We start from the raw sequence: 25,274 nt of genomic DNA, 5'->3' as shown, positions 1-25,274 counted from the left end.
GTATCATGGCACCATGACCGCCATCCATGTTCGGAACCTATCCGAGAGCGTGGTAACTGCGCTGCGCGAGCGGGCCGCCCGGCACGGTCACTCGATGCAGCAGGAGGTCCGGCAGATCTTGGAGGCCGCCGCTTCGGAGGCGCCTCCCCGTGAGGCCCTCCCGCCGCTCCACCTGACCACCGTCCGCACATCGGGTGACCCCACCTGGAACCGCGAGGAGATCTATGGCGATGCCGGACGCTGAGCGAGCCGTCCTGGACACGAACGTCCTCCTCGCAGCCACTGACGAATCCAGACCGGAGCACCTGGAGGCGCTGGCGGCTCTCAACGAGTGGCCGTCATTCGGAATGGCCCTGTATACGAGCGGGCAGATCATCCGTGAATACCTGGTGGTGGCCACGCGCCCCGCCGAGCGCAACGGACTGGGCCTGTCCCGTCCGGACGCACTGGCGAACCTCAGAGCGCTGCGCACGCGGCTGAAGCTCTTGGCCGAGGACGCCAAGGTCACCGACCGCCTCCTTCACCTCCTGGACGACGTCGATTGCACGGGCCAGCAGATTCATGATGCTCAGGTCGTTGCCACCATGCTCGTTCACGGAATCGACACCATCGTGACTCGCAACGTGGACGATTTTGCTCGATTCGCCGGCCACGTCGGCGTCATGGGTCTGCGCCCGTGAGCGCCGATCCGGCGCCCACCGCAGCCTCGCCGCGGGACTTCACCTTCGCCGTCGGGACCCGACTGACCGGACCGGACGGGCAGCCGCGCGCCGGCCGCACCGGGACCATCACCACTCCGCACGGTCAGATCCACACCCCCGCGTTCATCCCGGTGGCCACGCAGGCGGCCGTCAAGGCCGTGCTGCCGGAGGCGATGGGCGAGCTGGGAGCTCAGGCGCTGCTGGCCAACGCCTACCACCTGTACCTGCAGCCGGGACCGGACCTGCTGGACGAGGCCGGTGGGCTGGGCGCTTTCATGAACTGGTCCGGCCCCACGTTCACCGACTCCGGCGGCTTCCAGGTGATGAGCCTGGGCTCGGGGTTCAAGAAGGTCATCGACATGGCCGGGCCGAAGGCGCCGTCGGGTCAGGGAGCCGATGACACCGTCGCGCCGGGCAAGGAGCGTCTGGCCGATGTGGACGAGGACGGGGTCTGGTTCAAGTCCCATCTCAATGGCGACCGGCACCGATTCACGCCGGAGGTCTCGGTCGGCATCCAGCACCAGCTCGGGGCGGACATCATGTTCGCCTTCGACGAGCTGACCACCTTGCACAACTCGCGCGGCTACCAGGAGGACGCCCTCGAGCGCACTCGACGCTGGGCCCAGCGGTGCCTGGACGAGCATGCCCGGCTGACCGCCGAGCGTGCCGGCAAGCCCTACCAGGCCCTGTTCGGCGTGATCCAGGGCGCCCAGTACGAGGACCTGCGCCGCAAGGCGTGCCGGGATCTGGCCGGGATGCGCACCAGGTTCGCCCTCTCCGAGTCCGAAGCAGAAGCAGAGACGCCGGAGCATGGTTTCGACGGCTACGGCATCGGCGGGGCACTGGAGAAGGCCAACCTGGGAACCATCGTCGGCTGGTGCACCGAAGAACTTCCCGAGGACAAGCCTCGGCACCTGCTGGGAATCTCCGAGCCCGACGACCTGTTCATCGCGGTCGAGAGCGGAGCGGACACCTTCGATTGCGTCTCCCCGACCCGGGTGGCCCGCACCGGCGCCTTCTACACCGCCGAGGGGCGATTCAACCTGCCCGGAGCCCGGTACAAACGGGACTTCGGCCCCCTCGAAGAGGGATGCGGGTGCTACACCTGCGCGCACTACACGCGGGCGTACATCCACCACCTCATCAAGGCAAAGGAACTCATCGCGCACACATTGATGTCCATTCACAACGAGTGGTTCACGGTGCATCTGGTGGACCGGATCCGAGCCTCGATCGACGACGGAACGTTCTACGAGCTCAAGGACGAGGTTCTGGGGCGTTACTACGCCCCGAAGTCCTAGCGGCTCTCTGACGACGCTTCCAGGTCTTCCAGGACTGCGGTCCAGGCCTGTTCGGTGCGGCGGGCGACCTCGGTGACGTCCGGCTCCGCGTCCTTCGGCAGATGGAGGTAGGCGCGCACCACGGACATCCGGGTGTCTCCGTACTGCACCGTGCCGAACTCCCAGATACCCGGCGCCGCCTCCTCGCCGTCCGGCACCCGTAGCACCACCGACTCGGGGCTCTGCCGGCCGCCGTCGGGCCCTTCTCTGATCTCGATCACGGTGCCGGTGACGCGCTGCGGCTGCCCACCGGCGGTGGCGTGCACGGAGCTCCGGCTCCCGACGGCGGCACCGTCCAGTCCCAGCAGGCCCGGCAGCCGGTGCCGCGCGGGGACGGAGAGCATCACCAGGGCCTGTGCCGTCTGCCTCCCCGCGAAGTGGGCATGATATTCGGCCAACGTCCGCAACGCCGATGTCCAGCCGTCCACGGTTCCGACGATGTCCTCGGCCCACTGCTCACCCTCGGTATCGATGCCGCTGGACAAACGGACCCGGGTGCGCGGTTCAGCGGCGTCCGGCACGGACACCGGCACCGGAACCGACGCCGGAGCCAGGGTGATCTCCGTGTGCCAGTCGGGCACGGGAGTGCCGTCGCCCATCCAGTCCGCCTCCACGTAGGCGTAGTGGTGCCGACCGGGTTCCCACTGCGTGATGATGCCCTCGGAATCGCCGAAGTCACCGTGGTGGGTGATCAGTCGTCCGCCCTCGCGTGGCTCCAGCTCCGCGGTGACGAACCATCGCAGATAACCCTCTCCGGTGGCCACGGACTCCCAGACGTCGTCCACTCCGGCGGGCACGTCCACCTCGACGACCACCCGACAGCCATCGTTCGAGCGGTCCACCGTGGCGGTGGGAACGGCCGCCGGCTGCTCGGGCTCGGCGGCGGAAGCAGAGGGTGTGGACTCGACCATGTGGTCATGGTGGCAGCCACCTCAGGCGTCGGCAAGAGTCGAGCGGCCATGCTCACCGCTGCGCACCGCTGCTCACCCCTGCTCACCGCGCCAGGGCGTGGGTGGAGAGCACCTCCAGGGAACCGAGCAACCTCTTGGTGTAGTCGTGCTGAGGATCGTCGAAGACCGTGGACGCCGGACCGTACTCCACCGCTTCACCGTGCTTCATCACCAGAATGTCGTCGCTCATGTGGTGAATGACGCCGAGGTCGTGGGAGATGAACAGATACGTGGTCCCGAGGGTCTCCTGCAGCTCCGTCAAGAGGTCCAGGACTTGGGCCTGCACGGAGACGTCGAGGGCGGAGACCGCCTCATCGAGGACCACGACGTCCGGTTCCGGGGCCAGCGCCCGGGCGATGGACAGGCGTTGCCGTTGCCCGCCGGAGAGCCGCAGCGGGTGCTTCGCCAAATGGCGGGGATCCAGCCCGACGACGGCGGCCCACCAGGCCGCCCGCTTCCGCAGCTCTTCGCGGTGGGTGCGGCGCTGCCGCGCCGAGGCGAACAGTCCTGGCTGGGCGCCGGCGTCGAGGGCGTCCACGAGCACTCGCTCGCCAGTCCAGCGCGGGTCGAAGGAGCTCAGTGGATCCTGGTACACCGACGTGACCTCACGGCGCCGGGATCGCCGCCCGGCCACGTCGAGATCGCTCCAGGACCGGCCGTTGAGCAGGACCGAGCCGGCGTCGGGCTCAATGAACCCCAGCGCCATGGAGGCCGTCGTGGATTTGCCCGAGCCGGACTCGCCCACGATGCCCAGGGTTCGGCCGGCCGTGACGTCGAAGGAGACGTCCCGCACCACGGTGCGGTCGCGTCCATCGGGACCTCGATACGACTTCGTCAGGCCGCTGGCCGTCAAGACCGCCGGCCGGGCGGGCTCACTCGGAAACTCACGCGGCACCTCACTCGGTCCATCACTCAGCACATCAACCGGCGCATCATGTGGTGCCGCCTCCGGCGCCCGGACCCGGAGACTGGCACGCTGCCGCCCCTCGTCGGTCAGGTACTCGCCTTTGGTGTGCCCTGACGGGACCGCATCCAGCAGCTGACGGGTATAGGAGTGCTGAGGGTTCTCCAGAACCGCGGACGCCGTCCCGGTCTCCACGATCGCTCCTCCCTGCATCACCAGGACACGGTCCGCGAGCCGTCCCACCACGGAGAAGTCATGGCTGATCAGCAGCACGGCGGTGCCGGCGGCCTTGCGCTCGGCCAGCAGGTCGAGCACCTGGGCCTGCACCGTGACGTCCAAGGCGGTCGTCGGTTCGTCGGCCACCACGAGCGCGGGTCGGTTGGCCATGGCCGAGGCGATCAGGGCCCGCTGCCGCAGGCCGCCGGAGAGTTGGTCCGGACGCTGACCGGCGCGCAGCACGGGCTCGGGGACGCCGACCTCGGTCAGCAGCTGTTCGATCCGGGCCTGGCGCTCGCCACGGTCGCGGACGCCGTGCAGGCGCAGCGATTCGCCGATCTCGGCGCCGACCGTGCGCAACGGGTCCAGGGAGACCAAGGCGTCCTGAAGGATGAAGCCGATCTCACGGCCGCGGATGCTCTTCCAGTCGGCATCGCTCAGGGCCCGCAGATCCCGGCCGAAGACCTCGGCAGTCTCCGCCTCGACGCTGGCGTTCGATCCGGCCATCCCGATCAAAGTCCGCGCCGTGACCGATTTCCCGGACCCGGACTCGCCGATGATGGCCACACACTCCCCCGCCGAGATCTCCACCGAGACGTCATGGACCACGTGACGCTGGTGACCGTGCTGGTCGGCGAACCAGACGTTGAGTCCCTTCAGCTTGGCCAGCGGATTCATCGGCGGTCTCCTTCGAGGGTGGTCTCCAGATGGCGGCCGAGAACGGTGGCGGTCAGCGCGGTGGCCAGGACCGCCAGGCCCGGAATGATCTCCAGCCACCAGGCTTCGGTGATGTAGGGGCGGCCGGCCTCGAGCAGCGCTCCCCATTCCGGCGACGGCGGCGCCACACCGAAGCCGAGGAAGGCCAGGCCCGAGGCCCACACGATGGACTGTCCGATGCCGAGCGTCAGGACGACGATCAACGGGCGCAGGGCATTGGGCAGCACGTGCTGGGTGAGAATCCGGGCCGGATGATGTCCCAGCGCGCGGGCGGCCTGAACGTAGCCGGAGCCGCGCACCTGCATCACCTGCGCCCGCACCATGCGGGCGTAGCCGGGGGCGATGCCCAGCCCGACGGCGAAGATCAGCGTCTGCACGGAGGGGCCGTACACGGCGATGAAGACCATCGCCAACAGCAGGATGGGGAAGGCGAAGAGCACCTCGATCGCCCGACCGATCACCGCGTCGGCCCACCGTCCGCCGAGAGCGGCCCAGCACCCGAAGACCACCGCCAGGCCCACTCCGACTCCGGTGGCTCCGAGCCCGATCAGCAACGACGAGGCGGTTCCATGCACGATGCGCGAGTACAGGTCCCGGCCGGATTGGTCGGTGCCGAACCAGTGCTCCCAACTCGGTGGGGCCAGTGGTGACGCCAGATCGATGGCCCGCGGATCGGCGGTGGCCACCAGAGCCGGAGCGACGGCGGCCACCACTAGCAGCGCTGCGATGGCGGCGGCGACCCACACCGTCGTCGGCGTCCGTCGCCAGGCGCGAGGACGGAGACGGGGACGGAAACGGGGACGGAGTTCAAAGGCCGTGACCGGGCTGCGCGTCGGATTCGGCGAGGAGTCGCCCGGGGACCCGGGGAGGTGTTCGAACGGAACCGCGGATTCACCAGTGGGGTGAGCTGTCTGGGGTGGTTGGGTGGTCTGGGTGGTGACGGGCTGGGCAGTCATGAGTGCTCCTTCAGTCGGGGGTCGACCAGGGTGTATGCGGCGTCGATGACGAGGTTGGTGATGACGTAGATCAGCGCGACGAGCATGACCACTCCGCAGACCACCGGCAGGTCACGCCCGTTGACGGCGGTCACGAGAACGCGACCGAGTCCGGGCCGGGAGAAGACGTTCTCGGCGATCACCGCCGCGGAGAACTGGGCCCCGACCGCCCAGCCGGTCAGGCTGAGACCCGGCAACAGCGAATGCCGCAGCACGTGGCGCACTCGGACGCCGCCGTCGGACATTCCCCGGGCTCGGGCCGTCAGCACGAAGGGCTCGTCCAGGGTCCGTTCGAACTCGGTGCGCATGACCTGAGCGAGGAACCCCGCCAGGGGGATGCCGAGGGTCAAGGCCGGCAGCACGAGACCGGCCGTGCCGCTACCGCTGACGACGGGAAAGAGGCCCAGCCACAGGGAGAACACCACGAGCAGAATGATGCCCAGCCAATACTGGGGCAGGGCCGCGGCGGCCGCCTCGAGTCCGGAGAAGAGCTTGGAGACCCAGGCCGCGCGTCGCGCCGTGCACACCAGCAGCATCAGGGCCAGGGCCCAGGCGATGGCCAGCGCCGTGAAGGTCAGGACCACGGTGGGGAGGATCTGGTCCCCGATGACCGTGGCGACCGGCTGGTACAGGGTGTAGGAGATGCCCAGGTCGCCGCGGAGGAGCCCGCCGATGAAGTTGAGGTATTGCAGGAACACCGGATCGTCGAAGCCGAACATCTCGTTGATCGGCGCGAGTTCTTCCGCGGTGCGTTCCTGGACCTGGCCGGTCTGCTGATTCAGCAGCAGCGTGGCCCGATCGCCGGGCAACACGACCTGGATGAGGAAGGTGATCGTCGCGGCGGCCCAGACGACGAACACGGCGCCGGCCACCTTCCGGCCGATCCGGGCGAGCACTCGGCCCATCGTCACCGTCATGGGTCAGTCCTCCGTTCTCACGGCCGCAGCCGAGGTGAAGTAGGCGTCATGGAAGACCGGTCCACCCTGGGCGGGCTCGAGCCACACCCCGGTCACAGTGTCGTCAACGGCCAACGTGTTGGTCTGCGTGTAGAGACCGATGGCGGGGGCCAGATCGCTGAGCTGCTGTTGGGCCGTGGAGAAGTGCTCGGTGACCTCGCCCGGCGTCGGCGCCCTCAACGCCGCCTGGATGGTGTGGAACACCTCCGGGTTGTTCAGGAAGGTGGTGTTGGCACCGTTGGGTGACTCCTCGGTGGAGGGCCGGTAGTTGATGTTGAGGATGCCGGCATGCGGGCTCGTCCAGTAGCCGACCTGGGCGTCATAGCTGTCCGGAGTGGAGAAGGCCCCGGAGAAGAACTCGGACTGGGTGGCCGGTCGCAGCACGATGTCGAAGCCGGCCGCCCGTGCCTGTTCCTGGAAGTTCTGGATCACCGTGTTGCCGTCCGGCGTGATGATGCTGTTCAGGCCATAGACGAACGTCACCTGCAGTCGCTGACCGTTCTTGGTGCGGGTGCCGTCGGCATCCCGGCCGGTCCAGCCCGCCTCATCGAGAAGGTGCCGCGCCCGGTCCAGGTCGAAGGGGTACTGGTTTGCCGCTTCGGAGTCGTAGTCGGGCGTGGACTGGGAGAGATAACCACTGGGCTCGAACGGGACCGTGCCGAGGAAGGCCGACTCGACGTTGGCCTTCCGATCCGTCGCGAAGCTGAGGGCCTGACGGACCGTCTGGTCGGTGAAGATCCCCTGCTCGGTGTTGAGGTTGATCACGACGGGCCGTCCGGGAGTGATGTATTGCGTGAAGTCGAACTGCTGCCGGGCGTCATCGATGTTCACCGCCGGCACCTCGCCGATGACGTCCGTCTCTCCGGAGACCAGGGAACCGTACCGGGAGGTGTTGTCCGGGATGATGTTCCACCGGATGCCGTCCACATAGGCCGGCCCCTGATGGCGGGCGTTCTTCGGGGCCCAGTGGTAGTCGTCATTGCGGGCGAACTCGATGTACTCGCCGCGCTTCCACTCCTTGACGGTGAACGGGCCCGAGCCGATGGGTTGGCGGCAGTTCTCCTCGTCGCTGCGGTTCTCCAGGGCGGTGGGCGACTGCAATCCGAAGTAGGACTGCGAGATCGTGGAAAGGAACGGGGAGAACGGCGCCGAGAGGTGGACCTCCACCGTGTCCTCGTCCACCACCTCGGAATGGTCGTAGAAGCCACCGAGGTGCGCGGCGGCGGTGCTGTTGCCGCCGTCGAGCCAGTAGTCGAAGTTGTAGGCCACCGCTGCCGCATCCAGCCGGGTGCCGTCGGTGAAGTGCACGTCATCGCGCAGTTCGAGCGTCCACACCAGCCCGTCATCGGACACCGACCAGTCGGTGGCGATCCACGGCACCACCCCGCCGTCCTCGGTGTGCGAGACGAGGTTGTCCAAGACCTGCCGGGCGGTGAAGTTCTCCTGGATCCAGCCGCCGAAGATGCAGTTGGGTTCCTGCAGGTGGCCGTACTCGATGATTCCGCCCTGGCGTGGGCCCTCGGTCCCGGCCAAGGCAGCAGGGTCCGGGCCGCCGTCGGGCTGTGCACTGGACGTGCACGAGGTCAGAAAGAGGGAGGCCAAGATCAGAGAGGTGACCACCCACCCTCGGCGGTGTGGCTCACTTTGCGGGCAGAACGAACCGGTTCGTTCTGCCCGCACAACGTTCGAGAGACGGGGAGTGCTCATGAGGTCCTTTCGCTCCGTCCGGGGATGATCAGACAACGGCCGGCGCGGGTGCGAAGGCACCCCGGTACTGGGCGCCCGGGTGGGTTTCCGGCAAGCGGTCGCGACCGAACAGTTTCTGGCGCAGGGTCCCGGGAGCGTATTCCCGCTGAGCCAGCCCCCGCTCCCGCAGCACGGGCAGGACCTTCTGCGCGAACTCCTCGAAGGAGCCGGGGATGACCCAGTTGATGACATTGACGCCGTCCACGCCTGCGGCCTGCCATTCCTCCAGCCGATCGGCGATCTGTTCGGGCGTGCCGACGACGCGGTTGTTGCGGTGACCGCGCCAGCCGATGTCCGCGACCACGGGCTCGCGGTCGGTGATCGCCCGTGCCGCCCATTCCGCCGCACCACGCTGCGTATTGGTCTTCAGATTTTTCAGCGGTGTCTGCGGCGGGTAGACCCGGCCGTCCGGATCCACCAGAGCCGAGTGCGCCAGGTACCCCTCGATCGAGGCGTACTCTTCGGCTTCCGCCAGCTTCCGTTGGGCCTCCTGCTCGGTGTCGCCGATGATGAAGCTCAGCCCTTGGAAGAACTTGATGTCCTCTGGGGCCCTACCGGCCTCGACAGCACGGCGTCGGGTGTCGTCGATCTGCTGACGGGCGATGCCCGGGTCTGCGGCGGTGAGGAAGACCGCCTCCGCGTTGCGGGCGGCGAAGTCGCGTCCGGAGGCCGAGGACCCGGCCTGGAACAACACCGGCGTGCGCTGAGGGGACGGCGGCGGCAGGTGGGGTCCTTCCACGGAGTAGCGCGGACCCTCGTGACGGATCTTGTGCACCCGGGCGGGATCGGAATAACGCGAGCCGGCGCGATCCTTGAGCACCGCTCCCTCATCCCAGGATCCCTCCCACAGCTTGTAGGCCACGTCCACGTACTCGTCCGCCCAGGCATAGCGCTCCGTGTGGTCGGTCAGCCGGGGCAGGCCGAAGTTCCGGGAGCCGTTGTCCTGCGTCCCGGTCACAATGTTCCACGCGATTCGCCCGTGAGAGAGGTGGTCCAAGGTCGAGATCTGGCGGGCGAACTGAAACGGATGGGACTGGAACACATTCGAGGTGGTGGCCAGACCCAGGTGCTCCGTCACCACGGACAGCGCCCCGAGCAGCACGGTGGGGTCGTTGGAGGGAATCTGCAGCCCCTCGTTCACATACACGGAGTAGTCGGCGTCGGCATCGCCGTAAAGGCCCACCACGTCGGCGAAGAACATCGCATCGAACTTGGCCGCCTCCAGCGTTCTGGCCAGGTCGACCCAGGTGTTGAGGTCAGTGAACTCCGTCTGTCCAGCGTCCGGTCGGCGCCATTGGCCGTGGTGGATGTGGCTGGTGGTGTTCATGACGAAGGCATTGAAGTGCAGCGGGGTCCGGCGGGCGTGCTGGGTGCTCATGGGATTCTCCTGAGGAGTGGGTAGGTCTCGGGTGAAGGGATGCTCGGTTGGTCCGGGTGGTCCAGGTGGTTCGGGTGGTCCGGGTGGTTCGGGTGGTTCGAGGCGCAGAGTGACAAGACCACGTCACTCTGGTGGGGGCACGGTCACTTTGCGCCAGAGGGGGCGGAGCCGATGCGGTAGGACCGGGCGGGCGGAATCCCGTTGACCTCCCAATCGCCGATAATCCGGGCTCGGTAGATCAAGGGATTGTGGCTGGCCAGAACGCGGGCATTGCGCCAATGACGGTCCAGCGCTCGGGAGCGGCTCACCGCGGAGGCGCCGCCGACCTCGAATAGCCGGGTGGTCGCGGCCAGCACGTTCTCCGCCACCACCTGTTGGGCCTGGTAGACGCGGACGTACACCGCGTTGACGTCGTCCTCCGGCAGCTGTTCGCCGGCCGCCTCGCGTTCCAACAGACCGCCCAGGGCGGTGACGACGGAGTCGACGGCGGCCCGAGCGGCGAACGCGGCGGAGGAGATCTCCCCGACGATCTGCAGGACTTGGGCGTCATCCCGGGGCAGTTCGGCCGCCCCATGACTGAAGGAACGCCGTCGCCCCTGGACGTACTCACTCACATCTCGCACGGCGGCCTGCGCGATGCCGGCTAGCGTCGCCAAGTGAATGAATTGCCAGGTGGCCTGCCCCGTGGCCACTCGCGTTCCGTCGTCGAGGCCGCCGACGTAGACCTCCTCGGCGGCCACGGGGGTGTTCTCGAAGATCGTGGTCCCGGACGCGGTCAGCTGCTGACCGAAACCGTCCCAGTCGTCCAGCGCCGTGACTCCCGGCGCGTCCGCGGGCACCACGGCGGCGATCTCCTCGCCGTGGGCATCCACGGCGGCCACGATGATCCAGTCGGCGTACAGCGTCCCGGTGGAGTAGTGCTTCCGGCCGTTGAGTCGCCAGGTTCCCTCGACGTCCTGGACGAGGCGGGTGGTCCCCTCACCGATGGCATTGTTCACCTCTGTGATGGCATTCCCGACGACGGCCCCGCCGCCGATGCGGCGCAGCCACCGCTCGCGGAACGCCGGGTCTGGATGCCCGAGAATGTTCTCCTGGTTGACCAGGTGGGCCCGCAGCGCCTGGGTCAGGTTCGAATCGGAGGCTGCCAGCTCGATGATCAGCTCGGCGGATTGGGCGAAGTCGAGTCCGGATCCGCCGTAGTCGACCGGGACCCGCAGCGAAGTGAAACCGGCCTCGGCGAGGCGCCGGACGACGTCGCGATCAATGCTCCGCTCAGCCTCTCGCGTGGCGGCGCTGTCGGCGATGGAGGCGAAGATCGGGGCGAGCCCTTCGCGGAGGTTGGCGAACCGGTCGGCGGTCAGGAATCCGGTGGCGAGGGCGGTCATGGCGAGGCCTTTCCGTCATGGCCCACCGCAAGACTGCGCCGGAGAACGACGGTGTGCACAGCTGTTCAGAGCCGACCGGCCCAGTACACGCGTCCTCGGTGGTGCCGTACTTGCCCCTCGGCGGTCGCCGGGGGCCGAATCATCACCTGGAGCACCCCACTACAGCGAGAGGGTTGCCGTCCGGTCAGCCAGGGCTTCACACCGGAGCTCGTGATTCTTCACAGAACGTTAGGGACGGCTCTGGGCACCGTCCAGCACGGTCGTCATCTTTCGCCGTTTCGCGCGCTCGAATGGACCTCGAGCGCGGATGGCGTCGCCCGGCGCCAGAATGTGACCCGCCATGACGACGCTGTTGCCGAATCCGAGACTCGGCCACGCGCAGGTCAGCCGGCGTACGCGGGTTCGGCCTTCTTGACCCGGCCGATGACCCACATGGTCACCGGAGACAGCACGATTTCGACCACGGACTTGAACACGAAGCCGACCACCACGTAGTTGAGGAAGGTGGGGACGTCCGTGATGCCGATGACGCCGGCGGCGATGGAACAGAACACCAGGGTGTCGAGGAACTCGCCGAGCAGAGTGGAGACCGCGAGCCGGCCGAAGAGCAGGCGCTCCCCGGAGCGGCGCTTGAGCCGGACCATGAGCCAGGAGTTCGCCAGCTGGCCGATGAGGAAGCCGAGCAGGGACCCGAGGACGATCAGCGGCACCGGCGCCAGGGTGCGGACCAGCGCGTCCTGCCCCGCGTACCACTCGGCGCCGGGCAGCGCGATGACGATCCAGTAGCACAACGCGGCGAAGACGGAGAGGGCGAAGGTGGTCACGATCGCCCGCCGGGACGCGCGGAATCCGTAGACTTCGGACACCACGTCACCGACGATGTACGCGAGCGGGAAGAGGAAGAATCCGCCGTCGGTCACGATCGGGCCGAAGGTCACGCCCTTGGTGGCACCGAGATTGGACAGGATGAGCACCACGGCCATGATCGCCGTGAAGACGGCGTATAGGCCGGTGCCGGTGGGGGCGAAGCGGGCGGGGGCAGGGTCAGTCTGGGTCACGTGGGGTCCTTGGGGTGGTGGTTCGCCGCACGCCTTCCCGAGGAGACGGCGCCGGCTGTATTAGCACTCACTGCTGTCCGGACGCGGCGGCTGGCGGTCTCTGCGACCCCGCACGCACCTGCTGCCCCAGGTGGCGTCTCGAACAGACCCTGATTCTTCCATATCCGCCGTCGACGGACCCGAAGACTAGTCGACGATCATGGCCTCCAAATCGGGCTCCCGGTCGATGAAGTCGTACTTCACGGCGAGTTCACCCATCGCCTGGAGCTGTTCCTCGCGGATCTCGCCGCCGAGGTCGTCCAGCTTGAGGCTCGTGGCGACCTCTTCGGGCAGGCTCAGGAACTCCGGAAGCAGCTTCTTGGCGTCATCGGTGTTCTCTTCCGTGGCGGCGAGCGCCTCCGTGATGGCCGCCTGGAACTTCTCCACGGTTTCGGGGTTCTCCTCGGCGAAGGTGCCGGAGGTGAAAGTGACCATGGTGGGCATGCCCTCAATGGAGTCGCGGAACGAGTAGCCGAGGAGCTCATTGTCCGGATTGTCCAGGGCCGTGGTCAGGAACGGTTCCGGGATCCAGATGGCGTCCGTGTTCCCCTGGTCGAGCTGAGCCGGCATGTCCTGGAACGGCATTTCGGCGAACTTGACCGCCGCCGGGTCAGCACCGCCCTGTTCAGCCAGATCCATGAGCGTGAGATCTCCGAGAGTGCGCAGTGCGTTGATGGAGGTCGTCTTTCCGGCCAGGTCACCGTAGTCCTCGATCCCGCTGTCCTTGCGGGTCACCACTCCGGAGGTGTCCTCGCCGTCGTCCGCCGAGTTGCAGTATCCCGCGACGATCCGCATATCCAGGCCCTGATCCGCCGCCGTGAGAACGGACAGTGGATTGCCGACCCCGACGTCCATCTGGCCGTTGGACACCGCGGGCAGCATGGCAGCCCCCGCGTTGGCGAGCGCGATCTCGACATCGAGTCCGTGCTTCTCGAAGATGCCCTCCTCGATGCCGTACTCCACAGCGATGGACGCCGCCAGCGGTACCAGGCCGACGGTGACCTCGGTCAGTTCGCCACCAGACTCGCCTCCCGCTCCCCCGGCCTCGGCAGAGTCCTGGGTGCCGGACGGTGACCCGGAGCCACAGGCGGACAGGGCCAGGCTGGAGACGGCGGCTGTGGACAGCAGCTGCAGCAGCTGACGTTTCATCGTGTTTCCCTCGAAGACTCTCTGGCGACTGAGTGACCATTCAGTGGCGTGGATCACGCCACGGTCGAATGCCTATGACCGTAGCCAACCCGCCCCAGACTGTCTATGATTTTGTTGACAATATTGTTCCAAGTTCCGAGAACTCCGTATTTGAGAGGGCCAGCATGACCGAACGCATCCGCGACATCGCCCACCTGTCCACCGTGGAGCTGTACACCCCGAAGTTCGAGGAATCCCTGTGGTTCTTCCGGGATCTGCTGGCCATGCGTGAGGTGGGCCGCACCACGGAGAACGGCAACGAGTCCGTCTACCTGCACACGTGGGACGACTACGAGCCGTACTCCATCAAGCTCACCGCCAAGGAGCACGCCGGCGTCGGCCGGGTGGGCTGGCGTGCGCACAGCCCCGAGGCTCTCGACCGCGTCGTCGAGCGCGTGCAGGCCGCCGGTCAGGGCGAGGGCTGGGTGGACGGCGAACAGGGCCGCGGACGGACCTTCCGCTTCACCGACCCGGATCAGCACCTCATGGAGGTCTTCTACGACACGGAGTGGTACGAGGCCACTGACGAGGATCGCCCCGCGCTGAAGAACCAGGCCTCCAAGTTCCCCGGATTCGGCGCCAACGCCCGCCGACTGGACCACGTCAACTACCTGACGGCGGACATGGCCGGGGTCTGCGACTTCACCGAGAAGGTCTTGGGCGGCTACACCACCGAGTACATCCAGCTCGACGACGGCGAGGTCGGCGGCCACTGGTTCACCTTCGGCCAGAAGTCCTACGATCTGGTCTACTCGGACGACTGGACCGGCACCCCGGGGCGCCTGCACCACATCGCCTTCGCTGCGGACACCCGCGAGGACATCCTCAAGGCCGCGGACATCTTCCTGGAGAACGGCATCTACATCGAGTACGGGCCGTACAAGCACGCCATTCAGCAGGGCTTCTTCCTGTACGTCTGGGAGCCGGGCGGCAACCGCATCGAGCTGGCCAACCAGGGTTCGCGCCTGATCCTGGCTCCGGACTGGAAGCCGATCGGCTGGACGCAGGCCGAGCGCGCCAAGGGCCAGGCCTGGGGCATGAAGACCATCTCCACGTTCCACACCCACGGCACTCCGGTGGTCGAGGACGGCGACAAGGTGGCCAACCCGCACGAGGCCGAGTCCAAGGAGCGCCAGAACGCGGCCCAGGCTCAGGAGAACAAGCCCGTGGACACCGGCCTGGACTCCTGAACAACCCCTGACCCCGAAATCGAAGTAGCACGATGTGTCGATTCTGTAGCCCAGATTCGACACATCGTGCTACTTCGTTCAAGCAGGCGGTCAGATCAGGGGCTCAGAAGCCAATCTCGGCCCGCTGCTGGGTCTCGCTGGCGTGCTTGGCCTCGGCCTTGACCAGCACCTCGGCGGCCTGATCCCGCGGGACGATGGCGACGCCGTCGTCATCTCCCACCACCAGATCTCCCGGCTGGACCACCACATTCCCGACGGCGGCCGCGGCCCCGGTCCGGAACGGACCGTTACGGTAGGGGCCGGCCGGCGTCGTGCCCCGGGCGAAGACCGGAAAGCGCATCTGCTCCAGGTCCACGGCGTCGCGGACCATGGCGTCCAGCACGAAACCGACGCAGCCCTGGGCCATGGCCCGCCCCGCGATCAGCTCACCGATCAGCGCACGGTGGGTGGCGGCCTGACCGTTGACCACGAGAACGTCGCCGGGCTGCAGGGTCGGGATGACCTCATGGATCCCCTTGTTGTCTCCCCCGGCCACCGTCACCGGTACCGCCCGGCCGGCCATCCGGGCGCCCGCGGACGGCCAGACGGACTGGATGGCGCCGTCGAGCACCTGGAGGCGTTCCATGGCGTCGCCGACGTTGGCCACCGGCAGGGCGGCGAAGCGCTCGATCAGTTCGGCCTCGGAGAGGTCCTTCGCGTCCCCACTCACAGGCTGGACACCACGTTCGGGACCAGACGCATGAAGGCCTCGGCCTGGCGGATCTCCTTGTTGCCGGTGACCTTGCGCGCGTGGTTTCCGCGGTGTTCGGCGCGCTCGGCGTAGTAGGACTGCAGGTAGACCTGCGCCTTCATCTCGGCCATCGCGGCCTTCTTCTGCTCGAACACCTCGGTGATGTCCACGAAGACCGAGGGCACGAACCCGCACAGCTCGGGCTGGTGCGGCTCGAACACGAGGAACTCGCTCGGTGGGGCGGTCTTGAAGCCGGATTCCACGCCGGCGCCCGAGGTCATCAGCCGGGCCTTCTGTACCATCTCGTAGGCCACCGGGTGGTCGGGGTTGAACGGGTCCTTGTCCGGGTGGGTCAGCACCACGGTCGGGGCGAAGTCCCGCATCAGCTCGGCCAGCCGCTCGATGTCCGACTGGTCGTTGACCAACGGGTAATCGCCCAGATCAAACGCTTCGAAGGACGCCCCCAGGTGCTGCGAGGCGCGCTCCGCCTCGCCATGGCGGATCTTCTTGACGTTCTCCTCGGTCTGCCCCTCCTCCTGCCAGAGCACGCCGGACTCGCCGCGCTCACCGTAGGTCAGGGCCACCACCTTGGCTTCACCGCCGGCCTTGACGAAGGAGGCGACGGCACCGGCGGCGCGCCAGACGAAATCAGCGGAGTGCGCGCCCACGACCAGCAGGCGGCCGGCGGATCGGTCAGCGGTGGGAACTTCAGTCATGTCAGGTCCTTTCGGGATGATGGCTCTGCTCAGCGCAGGTGTGCCGGGGCGTCCGGCAACGGTGAGGCCCCGGCCAGATACCGGGAGTTGTGGACGATCATCAGCTTGATCTCGGACTCGGAATACCCCTCATCGAGCATGATGTCGGCCACGATGGCCAGCCCGTCCTCGACGGGTGGGTTGAAGGGCTGACCCAGGTCGGTGGAGACGACCGAGTGCTCCACCCCGGCGCCGCGGATGTTGGCGTGCCACGTCTCCCAGGACACCTTTCCCGTGAGCGGGGTGGTCAGGCAGCGTTCGAGGAACACCCCCTGCTCAGCGAGCCGGCGTTGAGAGTCCAGCCCCATCCGCTGGGATGTGAACTCCGGGTGGGTGACGATGATCTTCTCCACACCGGCGGCCTGTGCTGCCGGTACCAGGGCCGAGGACTCGTCGGTGTGCAGGTGCCCGGTGGCCAGCACCATGGAGTGCTGGGCCATGACCTGCAGCACCTGAGCGGTCTGGGTGGTCGGGGTGCCGTCCGGGTTGAGCACCTCCACCGCATCGGCCTTCATGCCGGCGTCCTCGAGGTCCTGCTGCAGACGGGCCCACATCGGCGGCATGGCCCCCTCGGGCTCCTCGGCCAGGCAGGAGCGTTGATTGTCCGAGTCCACGGTGGGGAACCAGACGACTTTCGCCCCGCCGCGACCGGCGATCTCCACGGCCACGGGATTCATCCCACCCACGGAGGCGTTGAGGGTGATCGCCCCGATGGCATCGACGTCCGGATACATCGTGCGCACCTGCTCGGCCCGCTCGGCGGTGGGCACGTAGTGGGACTTGATGACGAAACCGGCCAGACCGAGCTCACGGAAGCGCGCCGCCAGGTCCAGGTCGTTGATGCGACGTTTCATGACGTCCGGTGCCACGTGAATGTGCAGATCGTAGGCGCCCCGGACGAGTTCCCGGGCGCGCGCCGAAGGGACTGGGTGCTCACTCATGACCTCAGCGTAGACAATCCGCCACGCGATTGCCACCAAAATTGTTGACAATCCGAATCACGATGGGGAGAGTGATCCACGTCCCATTGCTCGCACCGTGACCCTCTCCAGAAAGGCCACGTTCCTTGTCCTCGAATTCCACGCTCACCACCGACGACGCCAGTCGCCCGTCGCAGCATGCCGGCGCGCCGGCCCCCACGCCCGCTGACCAGCGCCGAGTTCTCGGCGCCAGCTTCGCGGGAACCGCCATCGAGTGGTACGACTTCTTCATCTACGGCTCGGCGGCCGCTCTGATCTTCGGGCCCCAATTCTTTCCGAGCGAGGATCCCATCACGGGCACGCTCTCGGCCTTCGCCACTTTCGCCGTCGGGTTCATCGCCCGCCCCATCGGTGGCCTCCTGGCCGGCCATTTCGGCGATCAGATCGGCCGCAAGAAGATGCTGCTGATCACCATGCTCGTCATGGGCGGGGCCACCGTCGGCATCGGTCTGCTGCCCAACTTCGCCACCATCGGGATCTGGGCGCCGATCCTGTTGGTGACCCTCCGCTTCATCCAGGGACTGGGTGTGGGCGGCGAATGGGGTGGCGCCGTGCTGATGGCCGTGGAGTACGCTCCGCGGAATCGCCGGGCCCTGTTCGGGGCCTTCCCGCAGATGGGCCTGCCGGTCGGCATCATCGTCTCCAATCTGGTCTTCATCACGGTCACCGCCACCCTCGCGCCCGAGGCCTTCCAGGACTGGGGCTGGCGAGTGCCGTTCCTGCTCTCGGCCCTGCTGATCATCATGGCGCTGTATCTGCGGTTCAGGGTCGAGGATTCCCCGGTGTTCCAGCGGACCCAGGAACAGGAGGAGGTCCAGCGGTTCCCGCTCGGAGAGCTCTTGCGGCACCACGGTGGCAGCACGCTCTTGGCCGGCCTGGCCTCGGCGGCCTCCCCGGCCATCGGCTACCTCTACTCGGTGTACATGCTCGCTTACGGCACGGAGGCCCTCGGACTGCCGCAACCGACCATGCTCTGGCTGATCGTCGGTGGTGCCGTCATCCATCTCGTCACTGTCATCCTCGGCGCCCTCTTGGCCGACCGTTTCCAGCAGAAGCCGGTGTTCGTGATCGGTGCGGCGCTGGTCGTCGTCGGAGCTTTTCCGCTCTTCTGGCTCGTCGACACAGCACAACCCGTGCTCATCCTGCTGGGGTTCGCCATCGTCCTGCTCGCGCAGTCACTCATGGCCGGCCCTCAGGCCGCCCTGGTCGCCGAATTGTTCCCGGCGAACCTGCGGTACTCGGGTGCGTCGACGGCCTATCAGATCGGTTCCATCGTGGGCGGCGGCTTCGCACCATTGATCGCGACGAGCCTGTATGCGGCCTTCGGGGCCTCGTGGCCGATCTCCCTCTACGTACTGGCCCTGGGCGTGCTCGCCCTGGTCACGATCCTGCCGTTGAGGACGGGACGGTTCGACGCGTCGTGGGAGAGCTCCCGCTAGCCGGTATGTCCTGACCCTTCCGCCGCGGACCAGCCGGCACTCGCGGGCTGGTCCGCGGCGCAGTCGGCCGCCGGCCCTCCCGGCCGGGGGCACAGCACGGCGCCGCAGGCCAGCGGCTGTACCGCCGAGCGATAGAGCTCGAGGTACCCGCCGGCGTCGTCGGCCGCGGCAGGGGTATCCGGCTGCTCGAAAGGAGGCCGGGCGGCCAGTTCGTCCGGGTTGACGAGCGCGTCCAGGGTTCCGGCCTCCAGGTCGATGGCGATGATGTCCCCGTCCCGGATGAGCCCGATGGCGCCGCCGGTGGCCGCCTCCGGAGAGACCTCACCCACCATCACGCCGGAGTTCGCCAGTCCGGAGTACTGACCGTCCGTGACGAATCCGACCTTTCCGGCCAGTCCCGCCCCTTCCAGGGCGAAGATCAGTCCCGAGACGAACCCCATGCCCGGGCCACCCTCCAAGCCGAGCCCCCGGAGCACCACCACGTCACCGGGCTGGACTCGGCCCTCGGCGACCGCCTGGATCCCCTCCTCGCGGGAGTGGAAGATCTTCGCCGGCCCCGTGAAGGCATAGGGGCCGGGGTCGGGAATGGGGCGCTTGGACACCGACCCCGTCTCGGCCAGGCTGCCGCGCAACACGACGATCGAGGGCCTCGTCGAGTATGGATCGTCGGTACCCCGGATCACCGTTCCGTCGGCGGGCTTGGCGGCCGTGATGCGTTCGGACAGGGCCTCCCCGCTCACCGTCGGCCGGTCGCCGGAGAGCATCGGGGACAACTCCCGGAGAAGGGTGGCCGCACCTCCGGCGTCTTCGAGGTCTTCGACCAGATGCGCGCCATTGGGCCGAATCGACGCCAGCAGTGGCACCTGCCGACCGAGGGCGCGGAAGGTCTCCCACACGTCGATGTCCAGCCCGGCTTCGACCGCGACGGCCTGCAGATGCTTGATGGTGTTCACCGAGGCCCCGACGGAGAGCATCACGATGACCGCGTCTCGGACGGCGTTGTTGGTGATGATGTCCCGGGGACGGACGTTGTGCCGGACGGCATGGGCCATGGCGTCCGCGGACCGGTGGACGGAGTCCCACATCCGCTCACGGCCGGCCCGGACCGGGGCCGCCCCGGCGACGGCCATCCCCAACACCTCGGCGATCATGTGCATCGAATTGGCGGTGGCCAGACCGGCACAGACGCCCGGACCGCGGATGGCCGTGTCCGCCATCGCCTCCATCTCGGCCTGGTCTCCGCCACGAATCGAGTGATACGAGGCCTTCAGGAAGACCTCCTCGATGTCAGCACTGCCGTCCTCGGACAGCCCCGAATGCTGATAGCCGCACGGAATCACCACCGTGGGCACATTGAGTCGCCCGGCCGCCATCAGGTGGGCGGGGGTGGTCTTGTCACACGAGCTCAGACAGATCATGCCGTCCAACTGCGCGCCTTCCACCATGACCTCAATGTCGTTGGTGATGAGATCCCGGGCCGGAAGCACATAGCGGCCGGCCTTGCCCACGCTGGTGATGAAATCCGAGGGCGCCGTCGTGCGGATCTCCAGCGGAAGCATCCCGCGGTCCCGCAGCTCGTCCTTGAGGGCGACCACGATCTCGTCCAGGTGAGCGAAGCACGCGGCCAGATCATTGGAGGTGTTGACGATGGCGATCTTGGGTCGATTCAGCTGATCCGGTGTCACACCCAAGGGTTTCCATTCGGCGCGCCGAGCCAGCGAGCGCATGGAGTCCAGGGGGAAATTGCTCCGCAGTTCCGGCCAGCCCGTCGAGTCCTGTGACGTCGAGTCCTGTGACGTCGAGTCCTGTGACGTCGAGTCCTGTGGCGGAGTGGTCATGGTTTCCAGATCATCGAGTCGAGGTCCGGCGGATTCTGCACGAGGCCGAACTCCACGGCAGCATCGGCCAGGGGCTGGATGTTCTCCTTGCTCAGGTCATATTTGCCGTAGGAGCCCAGCCGGATCTCGGCGGCCAGGTCCTGGTCGATGCCGGTGAGGTCGGCGATGGCCATGCGAAGTTCCTCATCGTTCTCGCCCGCATAGGTATTGGTCTCATTGATGGCGTCCACGATGTCCTCGTAGTACTCCGGGTTGGCCTCCACCTCGGCCCGGTTGGCATACCAGACCCCGCCCACCACGGCGCCGTCGCTGAGGAGGGCATGGGGGTTGGCCAGCGTCTTCAGTCCGTTCTGGCGTCCCAGCGTGCCGAAGGGCTCTCCGGCAACGAAGGCGTCGATGTTGCCGTTCTCCAGCGCCGCCGGCTGGTCCGGTACCGGCAGTTCAATCCACTCCACGTTGTCCGGGTTGCCGCCCTCCTCCTTGATGGCGATCATGGCCAGCAGCTGGGCGTAGCCGCCGAGCGCATTGACCGCGACCTTCCTGCCCTCGAGATCCGCCGCCGTCTGGAAGTCGCTGTCCGGCAGCACCAGGATGTCGTTGATGCCGTTCTCCGGGTCGTCGGCTGTGGCACTGGCGGGGGCGATGATCTGCAGGTCGATGCCGTTCTCCACGGCCTGGAACACTGAGGTCACGCCGCCGTAGCCGATCTGGTAGTCGCCGGACATGATGGCGGAGATGATGTTCGGCGAGGAATTGGCGGTCTCGATGGTCAGGTCCAGGTTGTGGTCCTCCCAGATGCCCTGGTCCTCGGAGAGGAAGATCGGACCGGCGTCCGTGACCGGAATCGTGGCGGCCGTGACGCTGGGGACGCCGCCCTCCGACGTCCCACCGCCACCCTCGGCGGCGGTCCCACCACCACAGCCGGCCAGCACGAGTGACGCTGCCAGCAGGGTCGCGGAACCCCAGACTCCCCGGCGCTTGTTCCTGCGGTTCATGGTCAGTCTCCCTGCCTCATGAGTTCTGCTCGAACGATCATCTCTGACGCCTCCACACCTGGGTGGATGCTGAAAATCGTGACACACGTCATAGAGCCTTGTCTATGATTTTCTGTACATTCCGCGAATCACCTGCACGCAGAGCGTCCACAGCTTGTCCCGCGGATACCGACCAGCCGTCCCGCAGTGAGGGCGATCATGACGGTCTACCCGGCGACCCGGCCATCGTCACGGCCAATCCCACGGCGGAGCTCCAGGCAGCGCTCAGACAAAACAAGTGACCACTCTGCGTACACTTGAGGTCAGGAGCCGAGAAGGGAGCAGGACCATGGAAGACGAACCGGACGAGGCCCGTTCCCGGGACCGCATCCAGAGCATCGAACGCGGCATTGAGGTGCTCCGAGCCTTTGACGGCCGCAACTCCGCACTGAGCGTGGCGGACATCGCCACCAAGGTGGGATTCTCCCGGCCCGTGGTCCGGAGAATCCTCCTGACCTTCGCCCACTTGGGCTACGCGGAGCAGGCACACGGACTGTGGAACCTCACTCCCCGGATTCTGGAACTCTCGGTCGGCTATTTCGGCGCCTCCTCGCTGCCCGAGGTGTCCTATCCCTTCATGTCTGAAGTCGTGGAGCGCACGGGGGAGACCTGCAGCGTCGGCACCCTGGACCGCCACGAGGTCCTGCATGTCGCCCGGTTGGAAGACCGCCGTCCCATGCCGCATTCAGTACGGGTGGGCACGCGGCTTCCCGCCCACGCCACGGCCACCGGGAAGGTCCTCTTGGCACACCTGTCATCCGAAGCGCTGGAGGAGTTTCTGGCCACCAGCCCGTTCGAGGTCCACACTCCACACACCATCACCACGGCCGCGGCCATGCGGGACCGCCTGGCCACCATTCGGGAGCAGGGGTTCGATATCTCCGAGGAGGAACTGCATCCGGGCATGGTCGCCGCAGCGGTGGCGATCCTTCACGACGGCGTAGCCATCGGCGGCATTTCCGTCTCCTCCACCACCGTCCGCGCCAGCGAGGAGGTCCTGCGTCAGACCATCGTGCCGGTTCTCCAGGAGGCCGCGGCCCGGATCTCCGCGCAGTACCGCTACGCCAATCCCCATCTGTCTCAGCGGCAGCATCGCTGAGGGCCGGCTCAGCGCCAGATGGTCTTCGTGTTCTGGTACGCCTGCACCGCTTCCGGAGCGAACTCCCTCCCCATGCCGGACTGCTTGTAGCCCCCGTAGGGATGGTTGAGGTCGGGGCGATACCCGTTGATCCCCACGGTGCCCGCCTGAATCCGGCGCGCCATGGCCTCCGCCTCATCGGGATCTCCATAGACCGCCGCGGCGAGACCGTAGCTGGAGTTGTTGGCGAGCTCGATCGCCTCATCCGGTGACGCGTAGGCGTGAAGGCTGACCACGGGACCGAAGACCTCGGTCTGGGCGATCTCACTGTCCATCGAGGCGTTCTCCACCAGCATGGGAGAGACGAAGCAGCCTTCCCCGGGCAACTCCTCATGAGTCCGCGTCACCGAGGCGCCGGACGCCTCGGCATTCCGCACGAGACTGAGCACCCGGTCCCGAATGCGGGCCGAGACCAGCGGGCCGAGATCGGTGGCCGTATCCCAGGGATCGCCCACGGCCAGACTGCGCATCTGGGCCAGGAGCCGATCGCGCACCTCGTCGTACCGGGACTGTGGCACCAGAATCCGCGTCAGGCTGGCACAGATCTGTCCGCTGTTCTCGAAGCTGGCGCCCCGCAGGCTCGCCATGACGTCGTCGAGGTCGGCGGACTCCAGGATGACCGCCGGCGATTTCCCACCGAGCTCCAGGGTCACCGGAAGCAACCGTTCGCCCAAGGCGCCGGCGATGGCCCGCCCGGCCGCCGTCGAGCCCGTGAACCCCACCTTGTCGATGCCGGGGTGCGCCACGAGCATCTGCCCTGTCTCCCGCCCACCGGGCACGATGTTCACCACGCCGGCGGGCAGCCCGATCTCGCGGCAGGCCTCCGCCAGGACATAGATGTCCAGGGGCGTTTCCTCCGCGGGTTTGATCACCACCGTGCAGCCCGCCGCCAGAGCCGGTCCGAGCTTGAGCGTGGTCGAGGCGAAGGGATGGTTCCATGGCACGATCACGGCGGCGACGCCGCGAGGTTCACGGCGGATGGTGGAGGTGCCCTCCCGGGCGGAGTTGGGCCGTTCCACCTCGGTCTGCAGGTCCCGGGCCACCTGGGCATAGAAGCGCAGATGGGCCATCGGCCTCTTGCCACCCCACGGCGTGGAGACGCGGATCGGTTGGCCGATCTCCGCGGTGATCATCGCGGCGATGTCATCCCCACGCCGTTCCAGTTCGTCCGCCAGCCGGTCCAGCCACTGCCCACGTTCGGCCGGTGACAGTTCCGGCCACGGCCCGGCATCGAAGGCCCGACGCGCGGCGGAGACCGCATGGTCGACGTCGGCCTGGTTGCCCCGCGGGGCGCGCCCCACCTCGCGGCCGTCCACCGGACTGGTCACCACGATCTGGTCAGTGCCGTGCTGGTCGACCCATTCGCCGCCCGAGAAAATCTCTGAGCGGACCAGGTGGCCCGCTGTCACGGTGGTGTCAGTCATCAGTAGATCACTCCCCCGCGGATGTTGAGGCCGTTGAGCAAATCGTCATATCCGTCGTTGATGTTCTCCAGCGAGTAGGTGCGGGAGATGAGCTCGTCGAGCTTCAATTGCCCGGCGGAGTACATGCGGTACTGGCGAGGAATGTCCGCCTGCGGATTGCTGCCGCCGTAGACGGAGCCCTGGATGCGCTTCTGATAGCGGGTGAGTTCCAGCGGTTGGATGGGGATCACTTCTTCCGAGGCGGGAGCGATGCCGGTGACCACGACGGTGCCGGCCTTGCGGATGGCAGCGAACCCCTGAGCGATGTGTTCGCCCGCGAGAACACCCGGCGTCAGGATGGCCTGGTCCGCGCCTTGGCCGTTGGTGATCGACCGGGCGAACTCCGTGGCCTCCTGGATGTCGGCGAAGGCGTGCGTCGCTCCCATCTCTCTCGCCTTCTCGCGTTTGAACTCCAGCGGATCCACAGCGATCACGGACATGGACCCGGCGTGCACCGCACCCTGGACCGCGTTGATGCCGACACCACCGATGCCCATGACGATCGTGACATCACCCGGGTGGATACCGGCCAGGTACACCGCCGACCCCCATCCGGTCCCGACGCCGCAGCCCAAGAGCCACAGCGTCTCCAGCGGGGCGTCCGGCGGCAACTTGACCGCAGAGTTGACGTCCACCACGGTGCGCTCGGCGAAGGTGCCCAGCCCGCACATCTGGCTGATCGGAGTACCGTCCGGCAGGGAGAAGCGGAAGCTGTCAGGGTCACGGAAGCGGCTTCCCTTCATCAGGAACGCCCCGAGGTCGCACAGGTTGGTCATGCCCTCGCTGCACCATCGGCATTTGCCGCAGCTGCCGATGAAGGAGAACACGAGCTTGTCGCCGACCTCCCAGCCATGGGTGTCCGGCCCGACGCCCTCGACGATTCCGGTGCCCTCGTGCCCGCCCACCATGGGAAGCAGGCCGGGTTGGCTGTCCCCGCTGAGCAGGTGGTAATCCGAGTGGCACAGGCCGCTGGCCACCATCTTGACGAGGATCTCTCCTTCGCGCGGTTCCTCGAGTAGCACGTCGGTGACGTCGAACCTGCCGGGCTGCTCGCGCACGATGGCGGCTGTGGTGGGAATGGACATATCGACTCCTTGCGGTGATCAGTGGTGAACGGCGCTGAACATCGATGGT

Annotated in this window: 22 protein-coding genes and 1 riboswitch; of the genes, 6 read left to right on the top strand and 16 right to left on the bottom strand. The window is 67.3% G+C overall.

The window, feature by feature from the left end:
• The first annotated feature begins 13 nt into the window (after positions 1-13).
• Genes ACFQQD_RS06140 through tgt form a run of 3 tightly spaced genes read left to right on the top strand, consistent with a single transcriptional unit; the run spans position 14 to position 2,002 of the window.
• Positions 14-244, top strand: a complete 231-nt coding sequence (locus ACFQQD_RS06140) for a hypothetical protein (RefSeq protein WP_378087307.1) — start codon at positions 14-16, stop codon at positions 242-244.
• A complete protein-coding gene (locus ACFQQD_RS06135) occupies positions 225-680 on the top strand; it encodes a type II toxin-antitoxin system VapC family toxin (protein ID WP_378087305.1) in 456 nt (151 codons plus the stop codon). Before ACFQQD_RS06140 ends, ACFQQD_RS06135 begins: the two co-directional genes overlap by 20 nt.
• Entirely contained in the window at positions 677-2,002 is a 1,326-nt protein-coding gene (tgt, locus tag ACFQQD_RS06130; RefSeq protein WP_378087303.1) for a tRNA guanosine(34) transglycosylase Tgt, read from the top strand. The genes ACFQQD_RS06135 and tgt overlap by 4 nt, the downstream gene beginning before the upstream one ends.
• Here the strand turns inward: tgt and ACFQQD_RS06125 are convergent.
• The 9 genes from ACFQQD_RS06125 to ACFQQD_RS06085 form a co-directional block, all read right to left on the bottom strand.
• Positions 1,999-2,952 carry an SRPBCC domain-containing protein gene (locus ACFQQD_RS06125; protein WP_378087301.1) on the bottom strand — a complete coding sequence of 318 codons (954 nt, stop codon included), beginning with the start codon at positions 2,950-2,952 and terminating at the stop codon, positions 1,999-2,001. The genes tgt and ACFQQD_RS06125 overlap by 4 nt on opposite strands.
• 82 nt (positions 2,953-3,034) lie before the next feature.
• The gene (locus tag ACFQQD_RS06120) at positions 3,035-4,789 is read right to left on the bottom strand and encodes a dipeptide ABC transporter ATP-binding protein (protein WP_378087299.1); all 1,755 of its coding nucleotides are present in this window, start codon (positions 4,787-4,789) and stop codon (positions 3,035-3,037) included.
• The gene (locus ACFQQD_RS06115) at positions 4,786-5,784 is read right to left on the bottom strand and encodes an ABC transporter permease (RefSeq protein ID WP_378087297.1); all 999 of its coding nucleotides are present in this window, start codon (positions 5,782-5,784) and stop codon (positions 4,786-4,788) included. Before ACFQQD_RS06115 ends, ACFQQD_RS06120 begins: the two co-directional genes overlap by 4 nt.
• A complete protein-coding gene (locus ACFQQD_RS06110; RefSeq protein ID WP_378087294.1) occupies positions 5,781-6,740 on the bottom strand; it encodes an ABC transporter permease in 960 nt (319 codons plus the stop codon). Before ACFQQD_RS06110 ends, ACFQQD_RS06115 begins: the two co-directional genes overlap by 4 nt.
• A 3-nt stretch (positions 6,741-6,743) precedes the next feature.
• Positions 6,744-8,486, bottom strand: coding sequence for an ABC transporter substrate-binding protein (locus ACFQQD_RS06105; protein ID WP_378087292.1), 1,743 nt, complete (start codon positions 8,484-8,486; stop codon positions 6,744-6,746).
• Positions 8,487-8,514: 28 nt separating this feature from the next.
• Positions 8,515-9,903, bottom strand: a complete 1,389-nt coding sequence (locus ACFQQD_RS06100; RefSeq protein ID WP_378087290.1) for an LLM class flavin-dependent oxidoreductase — start codon at positions 9,901-9,903, stop codon at positions 8,515-8,517.
• Between the two features lie 143 nt (positions 9,904-10,046).
• Positions 10,047-11,288, bottom strand: coding sequence for an acyl-CoA dehydrogenase family protein (locus tag ACFQQD_RS06095; protein ID WP_378087288.1), 1,242 nt, complete (start codon positions 11,286-11,288; stop codon positions 10,047-10,049).
• A gap of 101 nt (positions 11,289-11,389) precedes the next feature.
• A riboswitch (SAM riboswitch) is annotated at positions 11,390-11,504 on the bottom strand.
• Between the two features lie 167 nt (positions 11,505-11,671).
• Positions 11,672-12,346 carry a queuosine precursor transporter gene (locus tag ACFQQD_RS06090; RefSeq protein WP_378087286.1) on the bottom strand — a complete coding sequence of 225 codons (675 nt, stop codon included), beginning with the start codon at positions 12,344-12,346 and terminating at the stop codon, positions 11,672-11,674.
• 186 nt (positions 12,347-12,532) lie between these two features.
• Complete coding sequence (locus tag ACFQQD_RS06085) at positions 12,533-13,534, bottom strand: ABC transporter substrate-binding protein (RefSeq protein ID WP_378087284.1); 1,002 nt, start codon at positions 13,532-13,534, stop codon at positions 12,533-12,535.
• Positions 13,535-13,698: 164 nt separating this feature from the next.
• Between ACFQQD_RS06085 and ACFQQD_RS06080 the strand changes: the two genes are divergently transcribed.
• Positions 13,699-14,763 carry a VOC family protein gene (locus ACFQQD_RS06080; RefSeq protein WP_378087282.1) on the top strand — a complete coding sequence of 355 codons (1,065 nt, stop codon included), beginning with the start codon at positions 13,699-13,701 and terminating at the stop codon, positions 14,761-14,763.
• Positions 14,764-14,866: 103 nt separating this feature from the next.
• Here the strand turns inward: ACFQQD_RS06080 and ACFQQD_RS06075 are convergent, their stop codons facing one another.
• Genes ACFQQD_RS06075 through ACFQQD_RS06065 form a run of 3 tightly spaced genes read right to left on the bottom strand, consistent with a single transcriptional unit; the run spans position 14,867 to position 17,189 of the window.
• Positions 14,867-15,472, bottom strand: coding sequence for an RraA family protein (locus tag ACFQQD_RS06075; protein WP_378087280.1), 606 nt, complete (start codon positions 15,470-15,472; stop codon positions 14,867-14,869).
• Positions 15,469-16,209, bottom strand: a complete 741-nt coding sequence (locus ACFQQD_RS06070; RefSeq protein WP_378087278.1) for a PIG-L deacetylase family protein — start codon at positions 16,207-16,209, stop codon at positions 15,469-15,471. Before ACFQQD_RS06070 ends, ACFQQD_RS06075 begins: the two co-directional genes overlap by 4 nt.
• Before the next feature lie 29 nt (positions 16,210-16,238).
• Complete coding sequence (locus ACFQQD_RS06065; RefSeq protein WP_378087276.1) at positions 16,239-17,189, bottom strand: DUF6282 family protein; 951 nt, start codon at positions 17,187-17,189, stop codon at positions 16,239-16,241.
• A 125-nt stretch (positions 17,190-17,314) separates the two neighbouring features.
• Here ACFQQD_RS06065 and ACFQQD_RS06060 point away from each other — a divergent pair, with 125 nt between their 5' ends.
• Complete coding sequence (locus ACFQQD_RS06060; RefSeq protein ID WP_378087274.1) at positions 17,315-18,667, top strand: MFS transporter; 1,353 nt, start codon at positions 17,315-17,317, stop codon at positions 18,665-18,667.
• Here the strand turns inward: ACFQQD_RS06060 and ACFQQD_RS06055 are convergent.
• Together ACFQQD_RS06055 and ACFQQD_RS06050 are read right to left on the bottom strand one after the other, a co-directional pair.
• Positions 18,664-20,505 carry a dihydroxy-acid dehydratase gene (locus ACFQQD_RS06055; protein WP_378087272.1) on the bottom strand — a complete coding sequence of 614 codons (1,842 nt, stop codon included), beginning with the start codon at positions 20,503-20,505 and terminating at the stop codon, positions 18,664-18,666. The two genes, ACFQQD_RS06060 and ACFQQD_RS06055, sit on opposite strands and share 4 nt — an antisense overlap.
• Complete coding sequence (locus tag ACFQQD_RS06050; RefSeq protein WP_378087269.1) at positions 20,502-21,500, bottom strand: ABC transporter substrate-binding protein; 999 nt, start codon at positions 21,498-21,500, stop codon at positions 20,502-20,504. The genes ACFQQD_RS06055 and ACFQQD_RS06050 overlap by 4 nt, the downstream gene beginning before the upstream one ends.
• Before the next feature lie 328 nt (positions 21,501-21,828).
• Between ACFQQD_RS06050 and ACFQQD_RS06045 the strand changes: the two genes are divergently transcribed.
• Positions 21,829-22,638, top strand: coding sequence for an IclR family transcriptional regulator C-terminal domain-containing protein (locus ACFQQD_RS06045; protein ID WP_378087267.1), 810 nt, complete (start codon positions 21,829-21,831; stop codon positions 22,636-22,638).
• A gap of 8 nt (positions 22,639-22,646) precedes the next feature.
• Here ACFQQD_RS06045 and ACFQQD_RS06040 read toward each other — a convergent pair whose 3' ends face one another.
• Together ACFQQD_RS06040 and ACFQQD_RS06035 are read right to left on the bottom strand one after the other, a co-directional pair.
• On the bottom strand, positions 22,647-24,101 hold the full coding sequence (locus ACFQQD_RS06040; RefSeq protein WP_378087265.1) for an aldehyde dehydrogenase family protein: 1,455 nt from the start codon (positions 24,099-24,101) through the stop codon (positions 22,647-22,649).
• Positions 24,101-25,225 (bottom strand): NDMA-dependent alcohol dehydrogenase, encoded by a 1,125-nt coding sequence (locus ACFQQD_RS06035; protein WP_378087263.1) that lies wholly within the window; start codon positions 25,223-25,225, stop codon positions 24,101-24,103. The genes ACFQQD_RS06040 and ACFQQD_RS06035 overlap by 1 nt, the downstream gene beginning before the upstream one ends.
• Positions 25,226-25,274 lie beyond the last annotated feature (49 nt).

The sequence above is a fragment of the Citricoccus sp. GCM10030269 genome (assembly GCF_042665635.1).
Classification (GTDB): domain Bacteria; phylum Actinomycetota; class Actinomycetes; order Actinomycetales; family Micrococcaceae; genus Citricoccus.
The sequence above is the reverse complement of the archived record's forward strand: the minus strand, read 5'-3'. Positions and strand labels throughout refer to the sequence as shown.

Coding starts and splice junctions, on each gene's coding strand:
- ACFQQD_RS06140 (WP_378087307.1), top strand. CDS start 14: ATGACCGCCATCCATGTTCGGAACCTATCCGAGAGCGTGGTAACTGCG.
- ACFQQD_RS06135 (WP_378087305.1), top strand. CDS start 225: ATGGCGATGCCGGACGCTGAGCGAGCCGTCCTGGACACGAACGTCCTC.
- ACFQQD_RS06125 (WP_378087301.1), bottom strand. CDS start 2,952: ATGGTCGAGTCCACACCCTCTGCTTCCGCCGCCGAGCCCGAGCAGCCG.
- ACFQQD_RS06120 (WP_378087299.1), bottom strand. CDS start 4,789: ATGAATCCGCTGGCCAAGCTGAAGGGACTCAACGTCTGGTTCGCCGAC.
- ACFQQD_RS06115 (WP_378087297.1), bottom strand. CDS start 5,784: ATGACTGCCCAGCCCGTCACCACCCAGACCACCCAACCACCCCAGACA.
- ACFQQD_RS06110 (WP_378087294.1), bottom strand. CDS start 6,740: ATGACGGTGACGATGGGCCGAGTGCTCGCCCGGATCGGCCGGAAGGTG.
- ACFQQD_RS06105 (WP_378087292.1), bottom strand. CDS start 8,486: ATGAGCACTCCCCGTCTCTCGAACGTTGTGCGGGCAGAACGAACCGGT.
- ACFQQD_RS06100 (WP_378087290.1), bottom strand. CDS start 9,903: ATGAGCACCCAGCACGCCCGCCGGACCCCGCTGCACTTCAATGCCTTC.
- ACFQQD_RS06095 (WP_378087288.1), bottom strand. CDS start 11,288: ATGACCGCCCTCGCCACCGGATTCCTGACCGCCGACCGGTTCGCCAAC.
- ACFQQD_RS06085 (WP_378087284.1), bottom strand. CDS start 13,534: ATGAAACGTCAGCTGCTGCAGCTGCTGTCCACAGCCGCCGTCTCCAGC.
- ACFQQD_RS06080 (WP_378087282.1), top strand. CDS start 13,699: ATGACCGAACGCATCCGCGACATCGCCCACCTGTCCACCGTGGAGCTG.
- ACFQQD_RS06070 (WP_378087278.1), bottom strand. CDS start 16,209: ATGACTGAAGTTCCCACCGCTGACCGATCCGCCGGCCGCCTGCTGGTC.
- ACFQQD_RS06065 (WP_378087276.1), bottom strand. CDS start 17,189: ATGAGTGAGCACCCAGTCCCTTCGGCGCGCGCCCGGGAACTCGTCCGG.
- ACFQQD_RS06055 (WP_378087272.1), bottom strand. CDS start 20,505: ATGACCACTCCGCCACAGGACTCGACGTCACAGGACTCGACGTCACAG.
- ACFQQD_RS06050 (WP_378087269.1), bottom strand. CDS start 21,500: ATGAACCGCAGGAACAAGCGCCGGGGAGTCTGGGGTTCCGCGACCCTG.
- ACFQQD_RS06045 (WP_378087267.1), top strand. CDS start 21,829: ATGGAAGACGAACCGGACGAGGCCCGTTCCCGGGACCGCATCCAGAGC.
- ACFQQD_RS06040 (WP_378087265.1), bottom strand. CDS start 24,101: ATGACTGACACCACCGTGACAGCGGGCCACCTGGTCCGCTCAGAGATT.
- ACFQQD_RS06035 (WP_378087263.1), bottom strand. CDS start 25,225: ATGTCCATTCCCACCACAGCCGCCATCGTGCGCGAGCAGCCCGGCAGG.